The sequence below is a fragment of the Dysgonomonas termitidis genome, assembly GCF_054657735.1.
This window is the reverse complement of record NZ_BAAHYD010000003.1, coordinates 590,597-607,134: the sequence shown is the minus strand read 5'-3', so window position 1 is coordinate 607,134 and position 16,538 is coordinate 590,597. Positions and strand designations below refer to the sequence as shown.

The 16,538-nt window shown below is 40.8% G+C and carries 16 protein-coding genes; 10 read left to right on the top strand and 6 right to left on the bottom strand.

Annotated elements, in window-relative coordinates; all coding sequences use genetic code 11:
- Positions 1–48 precede the first annotated feature (48 nt).
- Positions 49–1,599, top strand: a complete 1,551-nt coding sequence (locus tag ACYQ3L_RS23775; protein ID WP_379998793.1) for a PSP1 domain-containing protein — start codon at positions 49–51, stop codon at positions 1,597–1,599.
- Positions 1,565–2,071, top strand: a complete 507-nt coding sequence (locus tag ACYQ3L_RS23770) for a gliding motility lipoprotein GldH (protein ID WP_379998791.1) — start codon at positions 1,565–1,567, stop codon at positions 2,069–2,071. Before ACYQ3L_RS23775 ends, ACYQ3L_RS23770 begins: the two co-directional genes overlap by 35 nt.
- A gap of 73 nt (positions 2,072–2,144) precedes the next feature.
- Here the strand turns inward: ACYQ3L_RS23770 and ACYQ3L_RS23765 are convergent, their stop codons facing one another.
- Positions 2,145–3,248: a thioredoxin-like domain-containing protein gene (locus ACYQ3L_RS23765; protein ID WP_379998789.1), complete on the bottom strand. Its 1,104-nt coding sequence runs from the start codon at positions 3,246–3,248 to the stop codon at positions 2,145–2,147.
- 90 nt (positions 3,249–3,338) lie between these two features.
- Positions 3,339–4,433 carry a redoxin family protein gene (locus ACYQ3L_RS23760; RefSeq protein WP_379998787.1) on the bottom strand — a complete coding sequence of 365 codons (1,095 nt, stop codon included), beginning with the start codon at positions 4,431–4,433 and terminating at the stop codon, positions 3,339–3,341.
- Between the two features lie 470 nt (positions 4,434–4,903).
- Here ACYQ3L_RS23760 and ACYQ3L_RS23755 point away from each other — a divergent pair, with 470 nt between their 5' ends.
- The gene (locus ACYQ3L_RS23755) at positions 4,904–7,042 is read left to right on the top strand and encodes a S9 family peptidase (RefSeq protein ID WP_379998785.1); all 2,139 of its coding nucleotides are present in this window, start codon (positions 4,904–4,906) and stop codon (positions 7,040–7,042) included.
- A 167-nt stretch (positions 7,043–7,209) separates the two neighbouring features.
- Here ACYQ3L_RS23755 and gap read toward each other — a convergent pair whose 3' ends face one another.
- Complete coding sequence (gene gap, locus ACYQ3L_RS23750; RefSeq protein WP_006801304.1) at positions 7,210–8,214, bottom strand: type I glyceraldehyde-3-phosphate dehydrogenase; 1,005 nt, start codon at positions 8,212–8,214, stop codon at positions 7,210–7,212.
- Positions 8,215–8,684: 470 nt separating this feature from the next.
- On the bottom strand, positions 8,685–9,698 hold the full coding sequence (locus ACYQ3L_RS23745) for an NAD-dependent epimerase/dehydratase family protein (RefSeq protein ID WP_379998783.1): 1,014 nt from the start codon (positions 9,696–9,698) through the stop codon (positions 8,685–8,687).
- A gap of 252 nt (positions 9,699–9,950) precedes the next feature.
- Between ACYQ3L_RS23745 and rpmB the strand changes: the two genes are divergently transcribed.
- The 3 genes from rpmB to ACYQ3L_RS23730 are packed head-to-tail and all read left to right on the top strand — an operon-like array spanning position 9,951 to position 10,574.
- Entirely contained in the window at positions 9,951–10,190 is a 240-nt protein-coding gene (gene rpmB, locus ACYQ3L_RS23740) for a 50S ribosomal protein L28 (RefSeq protein ID WP_006801314.1), read from the top strand.
- A 20-nt stretch (positions 10,191–10,210) separates the two neighbouring features.
- A complete protein-coding gene (gene rpmG / locus ACYQ3L_RS23735; RefSeq protein WP_006801313.1) occupies positions 10,211–10,399 on the top strand; it encodes a 50S ribosomal protein L33 in 189 nt (62 codons plus the stop codon).
- Between the two features lie 13 nt (positions 10,400–10,412).
- A complete protein-coding gene (locus tag ACYQ3L_RS23730) occupies positions 10,413–10,574 on the top strand; it encodes a DUF4295 domain-containing protein (RefSeq protein ID WP_006801312.1) in 162 nt (53 codons plus the stop codon).
- Positions 10,575–10,651: 77 nt separating this feature from the next.
- Here ACYQ3L_RS23730 and ACYQ3L_RS23725 read toward each other — a convergent pair whose 3' ends face one another.
- Complete coding sequence (locus ACYQ3L_RS23725; RefSeq protein ID WP_379998780.1) at positions 10,652–11,383, bottom strand: hypothetical protein; 732 nt, start codon at positions 11,381–11,383, stop codon at positions 10,652–10,654.
- Positions 11,384–11,929: 546 nt separating this feature from the next.
- Between ACYQ3L_RS23725 and ftsY the strand changes: the two genes are divergently transcribed.
- The 4 genes from ftsY to ACYQ3L_RS23705 are packed head-to-tail and all read left to right on the top strand — an operon-like array spanning position 11,930 to position 15,745.
- Entirely contained in the window at positions 11,930–12,883 is a 954-nt protein-coding gene (gene ftsY, locus ACYQ3L_RS23720; RefSeq protein WP_379998778.1) for a signal recognition particle-docking protein FtsY, read from the top strand.
- Between the two features lie 3 nt (positions 12,884–12,886).
- Positions 12,887–14,182, top strand: coding sequence for a 30S ribosomal protein S12 methylthiotransferase RimO (gene rimO, locus ACYQ3L_RS23715; protein WP_379998776.1), 1,296 nt, complete (start codon positions 12,887–12,889; stop codon positions 14,180–14,182).
- A gap of 17 nt (positions 14,183–14,199) precedes the next feature.
- Positions 14,200–14,490 (top strand): HU family DNA-binding protein, encoded by a 291-nt coding sequence (locus ACYQ3L_RS23710; RefSeq protein WP_379998774.1) that lies wholly within the window; start codon positions 14,200–14,202, stop codon positions 14,488–14,490.
- Positions 14,483–15,745, top strand: a complete 1,263-nt coding sequence (locus ACYQ3L_RS23705) for an HU family DNA-binding protein (RefSeq protein WP_379998772.1) — start codon at positions 14,483–14,485, stop codon at positions 15,743–15,745. The genes ACYQ3L_RS23710 and ACYQ3L_RS23705 overlap by 8 nt, the downstream gene beginning before the upstream one ends.
- On the opposite strand, the gene ACYQ3L_RS23700 is transcribed toward ACYQ3L_RS23705, so the two are convergent.
- A complete protein-coding gene (locus tag ACYQ3L_RS23700; RefSeq protein ID WP_379998770.1) occupies positions 15,742–16,533 on the bottom strand; it encodes a LicD family protein in 792 nt (263 codons plus the stop codon). The genes ACYQ3L_RS23705 and ACYQ3L_RS23700 overlap by 4 nt on opposite strands.
- Between the last annotated feature and the right edge of the window lie 5 nt (positions 16,534–16,538).

Below are 16,538 nucleotides of genomic sequence, written 5' to 3'. Positions count from 1 at the left end.
CAAAGCCGTAGAAGGGGCTTTGTCTTAATTAATTAAAATAAATATATAATGGAAAATCAAAATACATTTGTCCCACACGATTGCCAGGGTACCTGCAAAACGCCCGTGGGATGTACCTGTGCCAGAGCGAACAAAAAAGCTTTGGAAACAATGGGTACTGAAACAGGATACGCTGTAGCCACAAAAAGTTGCGGATGCGGCTCAGGTGGGGGCTGTAGTTCCGGAGGAAGTTGCTCGTGCAAGTCGGGTGGCGGTTGTTCATGTAAATCAGGAGGCGGCTGCTCCAAGAAGGGCGGTTCATGCTGCTCGGGAACAAATAAACTGGAAGTTTACAACTGGCTACAGGATTTACCGGAAGTTGCCGGAGAATCACAAATGGTAGAGGTACAGTTCAAGAATACACGAAAAGGTTATTACCTGAACAGCAACAATGTAGAGATATACCGGGGCGATATTGTAGCTGTGGAAGCATCTCCCGGACATGATATAGGAGAAGTAACCCTGACAGGAAAGCTGGTTCAGCTGCAAATGCTTAAAAATAATTATCGTGGCGAAACCAAACGTATCTATCGTATTGCAAAACAGACCGATATCGATAAATGGAACGAGGCCAGAGCCAAAGAGCACAAAACGATGCTCCGTGCGCGCGAAATAGCTGAAGAGCTAAGCCTTGGTATGAAAATCAGTGATGTGGAATTTCAGGGAGATGGTAATAAAGCTATTTTTTACTACATAGCGGATGAGCGGGTAGACTTCCGTCAATTGATAAAAGTATATGCATCCGAATTCCGTGTAAAAATAGAAATGAAGCAGATCGGTGCGCGTCAGGAAGCCGGACGTGTAGGTGGTATAGGCCCATGCGGCCGCGAATTGTGTTGCTCCAGTTCCATGTCTAATTTCGTATCGGTTTCCACATCAGCAGCACGCTTGCAGGATATTCCGCTAAACCCTCAAAAGCTCGCGGGGCAGTGCGGAAAGCTGAAATGCTGCCTTAATTTCGAAGTGGATACTTATGTGGAAGCGCAACGTAAATTGCCTTCAAGGGAAGTGGTCTTAGAAACTAAAGATGCTTCATTCTACCATTTCAAGACTGATATCCTTTCGGGAGAAATGACATATTCTACAGACAGGCATTTTGCGGCAAACCTCGTTACGCTGCCCAAGGACAGAGTGTATGAAATAATAAGGATCAACAAGCAGGGAGGAAAGCCTACACATCTTGCCACCGAGCCGCAGGAACAGGCAGAAAAAGTTACCTCGCACGATATATTGCAGGAAAACATCACTCGCTTCGACAACAACAGTGGCAACAGTAACCGGAATAATAAGAAGAAAAAGTTTGTAAAGAACAGGTCTGAAAATGGCGGACAAGGCGCACCGAACAATCAGGGAGGAAATAACAGGCCCGATAACAACAGGCAGGCAGGCAATAACAAGCAGGCAAACCCTAATCCGAATGCCAGACCGAATAATAACAACAGGCCCGAAAACAATAATCAACAGAATCAGAATAAAAACAACAATCACAAGAATAACAGGAACGACAGAAACCGACATAACAGAAATGGGAAGCCCGACCAAAAAAAGCCTGACGCATAAGTCTCTATCCGCCTTATGCGGCATACTGTTAACTATCATAGCTGTCTCCTGCAACAAGCAGGAGATATATTACCGTTTCCATGAAATAAAAGATGCGGAGTGGGCACAGAATGATAAGCTGATATTCAATATAGATTCCACCGTTTTCGAATTGAACGTTCCGTATACGATATCCTTTGAGGTGACCAACAATGTGAATTACCCGTATCAGAATATCTGGTTCTTTGTGCAAACAGACATTTATAACGATTCTTTATATACAAAACGGGAAAAAGAATACCTGTTGGCCGATAAATTAGGGAAATGGGCAGGTTCAGGATTCGGCACATTATATCAGGCTTCTTTTGTTTTTGACGACAACATTATTTTTAAGGAAAGACGTAATCATCAGATAATAATAAGGCATGGTATGCGCGACCAGCGGCTGAAAGGTATTGAGAAAATCGGGGTTAGGATAGCAAGGAAAGAGTAAAACTTACAAGTTTATGAATACAAAAAAAGAGCTTACCATTACTGATAAGCTCTTTTCTTATTTTGCAGCTTGATTATTTAAGCAATTCCACCAATTTGGCTACAGCTTCATCGGCACTTAGCCCACGAGCCATAATCTTACCGTCTTTGTCAAGCAACACAAGATGGGGTATGGAATTCACACCATAAGCACCGGCAAGTTCGCTATCCCAGAATTTCAGGTCGGATATCTGAGGCCATGTAATTCCCAGGTCTTTAATTCCTTTTACCCAGTCCTCGTTCGTCCTGTCCAGTGAAATACCTACGATTTCAAAATCTTTTGTGTTATATTGCTTATATGCCTCTACCAGTTTTGGCATTTCGGCACGGCATGGAGGACACCAAGATGCCCAAAAATCTACAAGCACATATTTGCCTTTACCTGCATAATCGGCCAATGCAGCATCTTTCCCGTCAGGGGTTTTCCCTTTCAGGTCTGTAAATACCTTGCCTTCCGATGTTGCATCCAGAGCCTGTATATGGGCTTCCAGCTTTGCCATCCTTTCATTGTTTTTGTACTCAGGTTTTACAGATGCGAATAACTCTTTCAGTTGATCCAGGGTAAATAAATACGATCTGGACGCGAATATATAAGCGCCTATCTGGCTTTGTATATTAGCTTTCACATAGCCATATATTTCTTTTGTCTTCTGAGCATCTATCTCTTCATACTGTTTTTCCAATTCGGCTTGTGCAACCTTAGCCGTATCGAGTTTCGATTTTTCAAATACAGCCTTCAGTTCCGTGTCAAATCCGTTCAGTTTGGTATTCAGAGCCTGATAGGCATCATTCGAAGCTGTCCCTTTAATCGTAGAAACACTATCCAGTGCAACTTTGATTTGCCCTGGTTCTACGACCAATAAAACCGGCCTCTTAACTTTATCTGTATATTGGCCCAATGCCAGGAAATGAATTTTAGCCCCTTCTTTAGCCAATCCTTTAAACTCAAATTTACCATTAGTTACATAAGCAGAATCGATTGCGACCTGATCTTTCCAGTTATCCTCCAGTGTTTGCAAATACACCTTTGTGCTATCAGGTGCTCCGGCTACCGTACCATCGATGGTAAACTGGTCTTTTTCCCCGCAAGATGTAACCAGTATCAGTACAGATGCTAGTGAAAATATAATTTTCTTCATTTTATTAATAAATAAGATAGTTAATATATAAGTTTCCGAATTTAATAATTCAAACCGTTAGTAATAAAACAAGGAATGTTATCATATTGTTTAATTGAGTACTTCAGCAATCTTAGCTTCCAGTGCAGGTCCTCTGAGATCTTTGGCTATGATGATACCATCCTGATCCAACAGAACAGTATGCGGTATAGTGTTCACACCGTATAACTCTGATGCCGACTTTGTGTCATCGCCTAATTGTATCCATGTCATGTTATGCGTTTTTACCGCATTCAGCCATGCTTGTCTGTCTTCATCTACAGATACCCCTACAATTTCAAGGCCTTTGGCTTTATATGCGTTATATGTTTTCACAAGGTTTGGCATTTCCTGAATACACGGGCCACACCACGAAGCCCAAAAATCGATAAGTACGCATTTGCTCTTGCCTGCGTATTCGGACAGGGCTACAGCCTTGCCTGTCATATCTACCAACTGTACATCGGCAAACGGTTGACCCACTTCCGGAACGATCCTGTTCAGTTCTTTCTCCAGGGCTTTCATTTCCGGAGTGTTACGGAACGTACTGTCAGCCAACGGCAACAATTCCCGCAGCTGCTCCATTGTAAACATAGACGCAGAGGAGTAGAATAAAAACTCTCCGGCTTTGTTTCCCATATTAGCCTTTGTAAACTCAAAGTTGGCTTTTTGCATTTCCTCCTGCAACGTCTGCATTCTCGAATTGGCATCAGGCACACCCTGTACACCTCCGGCATCGTTTACCTCCTTATATAAAGCAGCCATTTTGTTCATCGCGGTTTGAACCTTATTAAACTCATCATTTCTTGGGGTACCGCTTGTAGTTACTGCATTTTTTTCCAATGTTATCTTTATCGCTCCCGGCTCCAGGATAAGTGTTCCTACAGGAGAATCAGCCTCAGGAGATTCCAATTTACCAACAGATATAAAGCCCATGATAGGATTGCCGTCGGTAGTTCCTTTGAACTTGAATTTCCCGTCTTTCAATATTACCGAGTCTATCACTGATGATGATTCGGCTCTCATACTGTCGATCTTTTGAAGATATATCATCTTACCATCAAATGTATTTTCAGTGAAATTACCCTCAATAGTGTACGCATTCTTATCCTGACACGAAGCTAATATCACCGTCAGAATTGTTAAGATTAATGTGATTTTTTTCATTAAAAGAAAAGTATTACTAATTTCTATAAATTTTATTTACCTGCAAAGATAACCAAATACTTCGGACAGAGAGCCATCAACGCCTATTACTTAGTGATTAACATGTAATTATATTTCAATAGGTTTATCTATATAATAGCTGGTAGCTTTTAGCCATTAGCTTATAGTTCTTTGAAGTATTGATTAAAGCAGTTACGAGTTACTTCGCCCTTCGGGCAGTTACGAGTTACAAGTTAGTTCACTGTTTACTGCTAACTGTTTTACTGTTAACTGATATATCTGTTACCTTTGTTACCTTTTGCGGCTTAGCGTCTCTGCATGAAATACTGTTTACTGATAACTGTTCACTGAAAAAACTGTTACTTTTTTCTTCCTTGTATGGATGTTATCTAAAACATATTTTGATAAGAAAAAAGAACAGCGTAATTTTAGGGGAGTTTATAAATGTTAACAAATAAAAAGCAAAGAGTATGAAAAAAGTATTGTTTTCCACTCTGATCCTATTCATTTTTATGTCGTGTACAACAAATAATAAAAACGGCTTTAAAGAGGCAAAAGCCCCGATAGCCGAAAAGAAAGAACATCTCCGTATTATACACGGGGATACTGTAAATGATGAGTATTACTGGATGTATGACTTTTTTGGTAAAGGGCCGGACAGCACATTGGTGGTAGATTACCTGAAGGCAGAGAATGCCTATCTGGATACTGTAATGGGTGGTACAGCCGGTTTTCAGGAAGCATTGTTTAATGAGATGAAAGGCCGGATAAAAGAAACGGACGAAAGTGTGCCGACCTTCAAAAACGGTTACTATTATTATACGCGAACCGAAGAAGGGAAACAATATTATAAGTATTGCCGGAAAAAAGGAAGTCTCGAAGCTTCGGAAGAAATACTGCTCGATGTGGATAAAATGGCAGAAGGGCATTCTTATTATGCTGTCGGCGGCATCTCGATCAGTGAAGACAATAAACTGATGGCCTATGGCGTGGATGAGGTCAGCCGTAGACAATATACAATATATTTTAAAAATCTGGAGACAGGTGAAGTTTATAAAGAAACGATTCCGAATACAAGCGGAGGAGCTACATGGGCGGCAGATAACAAGACTGTATTTTATACGTCGAAAAATCCGGTAACCTTATTGTCGGAAAAAATCAAACGTCACACTTTAGGTACGGATGCATCTTCGGATGTGACTGTTTATGAAGAAAAGGATAAAAGTAATTACATAGGAGTGGGTAAGACCAAGAACCGGAAATATATCTTTATCCAGTCACAGGCAACCTTGTCGTCAGAGACATTCTTCATCGAAGCCGATAAGCCAGAGTCTGCCTTCAAATCATTCCAGCCAAGGATGAAAGATGTATTGTATGATATAATTCCTTTGGCCGACAGGTTTCTTATCCTTACCAATAAGGATGCGAAGAACTTCCGGGTAATGGAATGCTCACTGGATAAAACAAGTGTGGACAACTGGAAAGAATATATTCCTCACCGTGCAGATGTATTGCTGGAAAGTGTTGATGAATTTAAAGATTTTATCGTGCTCGAGGAACGGAAGGAAGGGCTTGTAAAGCTTTGTGTACGCAGCCTGAAAGACGGGAAAGAACATTATATTGATTTCGGAGAGCCTACCTACATGGCTTATACGGCTTCGAATCCGGAATACGAAAGCAATATCGTCCGTTACGGCTATACATCTATGACTACGCCGAGCTCCACATTCGATTACAATATGGACACCCATGAGAAAACGCTGATGAAAGAACGCGAAGTGGTGGGAGGGTACAATAAAGAGGATTACCGGACCGAGAGATTGTACGCCACGGCCAAAGACGGTACAAAAGTGCCTATCTCGCTTGTGTACAAGAAAACAACAAAGAAAGACAGTAAAACTCCATTGCTGCTTTATGGCTATGGAAGTTATGGTGCCAGCATGGATGCTTCTTTCAGCAGCAATCGCCTGAGCCTTTTAGACAGAGGATTCATATATGCGATAGCTCATATTCGCGGAGGTCAGGAAATGGGGCGCCAGTGGTACGAAGACGGTAAACTGATGAAAAAGATAAATACATTCACAGATTTCATCGACTGTGGCGAATTCCTTGTGAAAGAAAATTATACCGGCAAGGAGCATTTGTATGCTCAGGGCGGTAGTGCCGGAGGGCTTCTTATCGGCGCGGTTATAAATATGAATCCGGGACTTTGGCATGGAGTGATAGCCGATGTGCCTTTTGTGGACGTGGTGAATACCATGCTGGATGAAAGTATCCCTCTAACGACGAATGAGTTTGATGAATGGGGGAATCCTAAGGATAAGGATGCGTATTTCTATATGAAAAGTTACAGTCCATACGAAAATGTAGAGAAGAAAGACTATCCGAATATACTTGTCACCACAGGTTTGCACGATAGTCAGGTGCAATACTTCGAGCCGGCCAAATGGGTGGCTAAGCTAAGGGATATGAAGACCGACAATAATGTGCTGTTGCTGAAAACGAATATGGAATTCGGGCACGGCGGGGCCAGCGGCCGGTTCGACTACCTGAAAGACATTGCTCTGGACTATGCGTTCTTGTTTACATTGGAGGGAATAGACAGGTAGGGTTATGGAAGATAAGCCCTGCTGTATGGCGGGGCTTTCTGTTTAAAGGCAGAGAGAGATACACCATCGGTATTCTCCGGCACATATTGATGCTCCTGGTTTTCTGTATATAACAAAAAAAGAGCAACCTTCCGGCTGCTCTTTCCTATATATTAAGCTATCGTATATTATGCGTTAACTTTAGCCATGTGAGCGATAAGCTCAAGCATTTTAGTTGAGAATCCCCACTCGTTGTCATACCAGCTAACAACTTTAACGAAAGTTGGGCTCAATTGGATACCAGCTTTAGCGTCGAAGATAGAAGTACGTGCGTCTCCGATGAAATCAGAAGAAACAACAGCATCTTCAGTATATCCGAGTACACCTTTCAATTCGCCTTCAGAAGCTTCTTTCATAGCTTTACAGATATCCTCGTAGCTGGTTTCTTTAGCAAGACGGGCAGTTAAGTCAACAACAGAAACGTCAAGAGTAGGAACACGCATTGACATACCTGTAAGTTTTCCGTTAAGCTCAGGGATAACTTTACCTACAGCTTTAGCAGCACCTGTAGAAGAAGGGATGATGTTACCAGCAGCAGCACGTCCGCCTCTCCAGTCTTTAGCTGAAGGTCCGTCTACTGTTTTTTGAGTAGCAGTAGTAGCGTGAACTGTAGTCATCAAAGCTTCTACGATACCGAATTTGTCATTCAATACTTTAGCGATAGGAGCAAGACAGTTTGTAGTACAAGAAGCGTTAGAAACGAATTGCTCGCCTTTTTCATATTTATCGTGGTTTACTCCGCAAACGAACATACGGGTATCGTCTTTTGAAGGACCAGACATAACTACATATTTAGCACCGGCGTCGATATGGCCCTGAGCTTTAGGTTTTTCAAGGAAAAGACCAGTAGACTCTACGATATATTCAGCGCCGATTTCATTCCATTTCAAGTCAGCAGGATTTTTTTCAGCAGTTACACGGATAGCGTTTCCGTTTACTACCAATTTGCCGTCTTTTACTTCAACTGTACCATTGAATTTTCCATGAACAGTATCGTATTTTAGCATATATGCCATATATTCAACATCGATAAGGTCATTGATACCAACAACTTGAATGTCACTTCTGCCTTGCGCAGCACGGAATACCAGACGACCAATACGTCCAAATCCGTTAATACCTACTTTAATCATTTTGTTTTTAATTTTATAGTTAAAAAATCGAGTATATCCTATTTAAACGCTTTAGTAGGAATAAAATATTTATGTTATAAAACATCCTTTTTGAAAAGCTGTACAAAAATAACAAATAATTTGGTACCAAAGAAATTTGTTAGTCATTTTTAATGACAAATTATCCGTTCTTCTTAGTGATAATCACGTTTTTGTCTGTTTTGTAATGTCTGGTTTACTATTTGATGTTTTAGTTAAAAGGATTATGGAAATGCATAATCTTTATCTATACCAGAGATTTTTAGGTAGTTGTTCCAGATGGTTGTTCTTTGAAAATTTTATAAATAAGTACGAGCAGGCGAGTTGGTAAATAACCGGGAACTTCATCTTGTTTTTTTATTTCCCTTCCTACTGAAAAAGGTAATGCAAAAGCCGTCAATTCTGCCGGTTCTCAACCGGAATATATTGACTGTGGCCATATTGTAAACAGATTATAGCCAACCGTTTTCTTTATACCACTTGACAGATTCTTCCAGACCTTTCTTCAGGTTATATTTTGGGGAAAACCCGAGGTCATTGGAAAGAGGAGTAATGTCGCATTCCCAGTTGCGTTGTCTCATTATTTTATATTTATCCCTATTTAAGGTAGATGGCTTCTTCGTCAGTCTGGATATATTTTCAGCTATTGCGGATATGGTTTTTAATAGCCACAGGGGGACTTTCACGCTGAGTACATGTTTTTTGCCTATAGATTCTTTTACCAACCGGGTATATTCCTTATCGGTATATACATCTCCATCGGTAACAAAATAGGCCCCCTTACGAATGTCGCTTTCCAATCCGAGAAACGCGGCATCGACCAGATCTTTGACATATATGAAAGTCAGGTGCTGAGGCCTGAATCCTGCACCGACATCCAAACCTGATTTCACAGTCTTTACCATTAGGAAATAATCCTTTTCGCGTGGCCCGTACACACCTGTTGGCCGTAGAATAATGTATGGAAAATCATCGGTTGATTGCAGGTACATCTCCGCCTTCAGTTTGCTTTTCCCGTATGCTGTATTCGGATTGGGGGTGTCGGTTATTTTTAGCGGGATGTAGTTTGTTTCATCTCCAAGCCCGCACACACTGAGGCTGCTCATTAATACGAACTTTCCGGGAACAGCATCTGCCGCTTTGAGCGCATCTATGAAATTGGCTGTATATTGGAAATTAACCTTGTCGAAATCGCTGGGGTTTAAACATTTTGTGACTCCGGCATTATGAATAATATAATCGAATTTGCCATGTTCGGAAACAAAGCGGCATAAGTCCTCCGTTAATTTATCTTTATCATGAAAGGGGAGGTCGATGAACTGAATACGTTTATCCTGCAAATATTCGCGACTGCTGCTTTTGCGGATTCCGGCCCAGGTTTCATAGCCTTTTTCCAAAGCCTTTTCGACCAAAAAGCTGCCGATAAAGCCACTGGCTCCTGTGATGAGTATGCGTTTGTTATTCATATCACAAAGATACAAATATTATTTACCAATATGAATAAGACTGCCTGTCTGTCTCCTGGATAGTAAATCCACCTGAAAAATGAATTAAAAATAGTTTATAGCGATCACATTAAGAGTATTAGTAGGGTTGAAACTGGAAATAAAAAGAACTTTAACGATATAAATATTTGTAGGTTTGAAAAATATGACTAAATTTGCAACCCGATTTGGATAGGATATAATATAAAAATAAACATATAAAACACAATAGCGATGTCCAAGATTTGTCAAATTACAGGAAAAAAAGCTATGGTTGGCAATAATGTTTCTCACTCGAACAGAAAGACTAAGAGAAAATTTAATGTCAATCTTTTTAAAAAGAAATTCTACTGGGTAGAAGAAGATTGTTGGGTTAGCCTGAATGTTTCAGCTGCAGGCCTTCGTACAATCAATAAAATTGGATTGGACGCTGCAATCAAAAGAGCGGCCGCAGATGGTTATTTAAACGCTTAATTATTTAGGAGGAACAGGAAATGGCTAAGAAAGCAAAAGGAAACAGAATCCAGGTAATAATGGAGTGCACAGAGCACAAAGCCAGTGGTATGCCGGGCACATCCCGCTACATTACTACTAAGAACAGAAAAAATACTACAGAGAGATTGGAACTGAAAAAGTACAATCCCATATTGAAAAGAGTAACTGTACATAAAGAAATCAAGTAAAACAAGATAAACCATGGCAAAGAAAACAGTCGCAGGTTATCGTGACCCATCAGCAAAAGACGGTCGTAACTATGCTAAAGTAATCAAAATGGTAAAGTCCCCTAAAACAGGCGCTTACACATTTAAAGAAGAAATGGTTCCAAACGAATCAGTAAAAGATTATTTCGCTAAATAATCGCCATATTAAAATATAAAGAAACCTCTTTGTCGCAGAAACAAAGAGGTTTTTTATTTAGAAAAAGTGGCTACTGTCTAATAGTTTGAATATGAATTCATAAACCGGGCCATACCGTTTGTGACCTCAAATTTCCAGTATCTGTGATAAATACATCCTGCCGGACAATCACCCTCCCCAATACTGAATATAATAGTTGCCGTATTGCCTTTCCTTTCTAAATCAATTGTATTTCCCCCGCCAACGCAGCCATTGTTGAACTCGGCGGTCAGCACGGATTTTAGCCTCCTGAATTCGGCTTCCACAGGAATCATATTATATTCTTTCTTTGTAGTAATTGTTAGCCACGGAAACTCAGGATAACCATAGAAAGGCTTAACGGATTCCGGTTTATATTTTGTCAGGACTTTATCCAGTTCAGCATCTCCTGTCGGAATAATTCCTTCAGCCAGTTTTCTTATAGCGGGTAAAGCTGTATTAACCTTCAGGTATATGGAATTAAAGTTATAACAATAGTATCCATGAATTTTATAGATATTGAATACGGTATCCCTCTCCAGAGACTGCAAATTGTAAACAGCCTGAATTATTTCCAGGACTTTTCTTTCTTCATCGACATTCAACTCCGGATTATTATGATCCGGGTTATTCGGGTTCTTAAAAACTTCGTTAAAGTATAACTGTCTTGCGTCCGCCGAATAATTCTCAATAATGAATGGTTCCAGCTTTACAGAAACAGGAGGTATACTGTTATCATCGCAACTTATAAATAAAATAAGAGAAGTGAAAAAGAAAGCGATATTCTTCATATTCAAATTGTTTAGGTTAATATAAGATAGATGCAATGGGATTTGTAAAAGCTGCATGTTTGCAAGAATATCCGGCATTAATCATTTTATATCAGGGCAAATACACTGGATTGTGTTTTTTCTTTGTAGAGGTTTATCTATGTAATAAGCAATTAGTATTAGCTTTTAGCTGATAGTTCTTTGAAGTGCTGGATTTAGGATTTAAAAATTTAATGTTTAAGGATTCAAAAAAAGTTACAAGTTACTGCGCCCTAGGGCAGTTACGAGTTACAAGTTGGCTGGCGCCCTGTTTTGTTTCACGCAGAGACGCTAAGGCGCAAAGTTTTTATATCTTACGGGTTAATGACTGCTTACTGTAAATAGTGTTACCTTTGTTACTTTTTAACGAGCAGTAAGCTAAAAGAACTGTATGGACATTAATTGGTAACTGCTGATTTTTCGTGCGTTTGCCCTATATTTTTATGTGGACATTCATCATATGTGTGGCCTAAATTCACTATCTTTGCTGATTACAAATGTTAGTTATGTATTGAAATAAAAACATCTATGGGATTATTTGATTTCTTTTCGAAACAAAAAAAGGAAACACTGGATAAAGGTTTGGAAAAGACCAAAGAGTCGATGTTTTCCAAATTATCGCGTGTTATAGCCGGAAAATCGAAAGTAGACGATGATGTGCTCGATCAACTCGAAGAAGTACTGATAATGTCGGATGTAGGCGTAAATACCACATTGAAGATTATCGAACGTATCGAAAAAAGAGCGGCAAAAGATAAATATGTAGACGATAAGGAACTGAAAAATCTGCTGCGGGAAGAAATAGCCGATTTATTGACTGAGAATAATGCAGTAGATAATGATGATTTTTCTATTCCGGAAGCTGTGACACCATATGTGATAATGGTTGTCGGCGTAAACGGAGTCGGCAAAACAACTACAATCGGCAAGCTGGCTAACCAGTTTAAGAAAGCGGGTAAATCCGTATATCTTGGTGCGGCTGATACATTTCGTGCAGCAGCCGTTGAGCAGTTGGTTATCTGGGGCGAACGCGTAGGTGTCCCGGTCATCAAACAGGCAATGGGTTCCGATCCGGCTTCTGTAGCCTTCGATACATTGAGTTCTGCAAAGTCGAACAATGCTGATATCGTAATAATAGATACTGCAGGGCGGCTTCATAATAAAATCGGCTTAATGAACGAACTTTCTAAAATTAAGAAAGTGATGGACAAAATAGTCCCCGGAGCACCGCATGAAGTGCTACTTGTTCTCGACGGTTCTACCGGACAAAATGCATTTGAACAAGCTACACAGTTTACGGCTGCTACCGATGTTACAGCCTTGGCTATCACCAAACTGGATGGTACGGCAAAAGGAGGGGTTGTAATTGGTATTTCCGATCAATTTAAGATACCGGTAAAATATATAGGTTTGGGAGAGGGTATTGACGATCTTCAGGTGTTTCGCCGCCGCGAGTTTGTCAACAGTCTCTTTGGAGAATAAGAAATGAAGAAAAACAGAATAGATGTCATCACGCTCGGTTGTTCTAAAAACCTGGTAGACTCCGAGTTATTGATGAAACAATTGTTGGCAAACGGCTACACCGTAAAACATGATCCGGATAAGTCGGAAGGAGAAATTGTAGTTATAAACACATGCGGCTTTATTGGTGATGCGAAAGAAGAGTCTATCAATATGATTCTTGAGTTTGCAGAGGCTAAAAAAGAACGGAAATTGAATAAGCTATTTGTAATGGGTTGCCTTACCGACAGGTATATGGAGGAACTGAAAGCCGAAATACCCGAAGTCGATAGCTTTTACGGAAAATTTGGATGGAAAGCCCTCATCTCCGATTTGGGTAAATCATATCATAAGGAGTTAGCGCTGGAACGCAATATTACGACTCCTTCTCATTACGCTTATCTGAAAATTTCGGAAGGTTGTAATCGTGCCTGCTCTTATTGCTCCATCCCGATCATGACCGGTAAGCATCAGTCCAGGCAGATAGAAGAAGTCGAAGAAGAGGTAAGGCATCTGGTAGCTTCCGGTGTAAAAGAGTTTCAGGTTATTGCACAGGATTTGTCATTCTATGGCCTGGATAATTATAAGCAGGCTAAGTTGCCGGAATTGATAGACCGTATAGCAAAGATTGAAGGTGTAGAGTGGATACGTTTACATTATGCATATCCGGCAAATTTCCCTTACGATCTGTTACGGGTGATGCGGGAGAATGATAATGTGTGTAAATATCTGGATATAGCGTTGCAACATATCAGCGACAATATGCTGAAAAAGATGCGCCGCAATATAACAAAGGAACAGACATACGACCTGATAAAGCGTATCAGGGAAGAAGTCCCCTGTATCCACATCCGTACTACCCTTATGGTTGGGCATCCCGGAGAATCCCATAAAGACTTTGAGGAATTGCTCCAGTTCGTGAAGGATGTACGTTTCGATAGAATGGGCGCGTTCCCTTATTCGCATGAAGACGGAACATACGCCTATGCTCATTACAGAGATGAAATATCAGATGCCGTAAAGCAGGAGCGGATGGACGTTTTGATGGCTTTGCAAGAACGGATTGCTCTTGATATAAACGAACAGAAAATAGGAAATACCCTTAAAGTAATCGTAGACAGGGAAGAATCGGATTATTATATCGGCCGTACGGAATATGATTCGCCAGAAGTAGATCCGGAAGTCTTGATTAAGAAAAATAAAATGCTTAATATTGGGGACTTTTATAATATTAAGATAACGGGCGCCCAGCCATTCGATTTATATGGAGAAGTGATTTAAATCTAAATACAAATGCTATGACAAACCAGGAATTAATAGCAGCGCTGGCTAAAAGGCTAGGATGGACACAACGGCAGACTTCTGAAGTATTGGAAACTACAGTTTCCATAATTAACAGCAATCTTGAAGACGGGAACTCAATCAATATTCAGGGTTTCGGCCTTTTTGAGACTAAGAAAAAAGGGGAACGGATATCCGTTAACCCCGTATCAAAGCAGCGTTTCCTTGTTCCTCCCAAAATCTCACTGGCATTTCGTCCCGGGCAAACAATAAAAGATAACCTTAAAAATCTGGAAGTAAATGGATGAGAGACTTAGTCTACAGGATTTAATTGACCTTCTGGCAAAAAAACAAGGCATAACAAAGAAGGAGGCGGAAACTTTTTTGAGGGAACTTATTGCGGTCATCTCAGAGAGTATAGAAAGCAATGATCCGGTGCGTATAAAGGACTTCGGTGTATTCAAACTGGTAAAGGTAAACGCGCGTAAAAGCGTAGATGTCAATACCGGAGAAGCTATAGAGATTCCGGCTCATTATAAACTTAGTTTTATTCCTGATAAATCATTAAAAGAAGCAGTCAACCGGCCTTTTGCCCATTTCGAGAGTGTTATACTTGAAGATGGGGTGTCTTTCGAAAATGTAGAGGACGAGGCCGATGAGGATATTGCAGAAGACCAGGATGATACTCCGGATGCAGCTATTGTTGAAGAAGAAATTACAGAGTATATCGTTATCCCTGAGGAATCCGTGGAAGAAGCTGTTGCAGGAGCTGAAGAAGTGGAAGAAGCTCCTCTACCTGAAGAAACAGAAGCGGAGTCTGCCATAATGGAAGCTAAAGAAGAAGCCGGAATAAACTCCGACGAGGAGAGCGCTGAAGAAAGTGTTGATGAAACAGTTCACGAAAAAGCAGGAACGACGGCTACCAGGGCTTTCAGAACATCCACACCCAGTACGGATATTGACTCTATGTTCTACAATCATAGCAAAAAGTCCAGGCGCAGACGGTTTATCTCTTTAGGCTTTGTTGTACTCCTTATTTTAGCGGGGTTTGCCGTTGGCGGATACTATTTTCAGGAACTGGCCGCTTTCTTAACGGGATCCTCTGAGGATAAAGGCCGGAAGAATGTAATCGTTTTTGATAAGAAACCACCAGTGGATTCGCTGGCTCAGAAACAGGACTCGACTCAAATAAAGGATATTGCACAACAAGCTAAGAACGAATCCCAGCAGGATACAAAACTATCGCAGACTGAGCCGGATGGCGGTGAGGCGAAGGTTGTTGCCCAACCGGCTAAAGACCCGGCAAAACCATTAGCAACAGAGACCATACAGCCCGGGCATACGCTTCGGAATATAGCCTTGAAATACTACGGACACAAGTCATTCTGCGTCTATATATATGAAGAAAACAAAGGTGTTATCAAAAACATAAATAATATAACGCTCGGTACTAAACTGATAATACCGGCCCCATCCAAATATGGTATAGATCCAAAGAATCCGGCCTCGGTAGAAAAAGCGAAAGAACGCGAGAAGAAGCTGTTCAAAGAAATGGGCCTCTAGTCAAAGAACCTGATGACTGAAGCATGAATCCTCCGTTTCTCTTTGGGCGGGATCTGCATGTAGTCGCCATATAAACGTCTCAGATAAGCATCGGCATTTGCAGGAGCCATAAATTCTTTATTTTCAAACACGATGGGCTTTGTCGGCACAAAGTCCCTGGCGTGAAGCTGATACTTGTTTAAAGTAGGGATACCATAGCTGTATATCAGATCGTCGGACGTAATAAGGAAATTGAAGAAGCGTGCTATCCCTACCATTGTGCAGGCAAATGGCCACATCAACAAGGCTATTACATACTCCTTTCTATTGCCGTTATGATGACGAAGACGCCTAAAGGCCCGTCCATAAAAGAAGTCAATGAATGTTTTTACTTTTACATATCCTTTTTCCACGGGAAAAATATCTATGAAAATCCCTTGCTCTTTCAAAGCCGTCTTCATTTCTGTTTCCTCAAAGTAAGAATTCTTATCTCTTACTTTTGCCATTTTAGCAGGGTACAGTCTTTCTGTAGTCTCATCCTGAAAAACCATATTCTCCGGCAGTTCCTTTTTCAGTATTTTACGCAGCCGTTTGTAGTCGTTTCTCATAACAGCGATGTCTATATCATCATCCCAAGGTATGAACCCTTTGTGGCGTACCGCCCCTAAGCATGTCCCCCCATCTAACCAGTAAGTGATATTATGCTTCCTGCATATTTTATCTACTTCCGATAGAATATCCAGCATTCTCATTTGAGCTCGGCGGAGGATTGTGCCTTCACCGTTATATATTGAAAAATCTTCTTGCATAAACA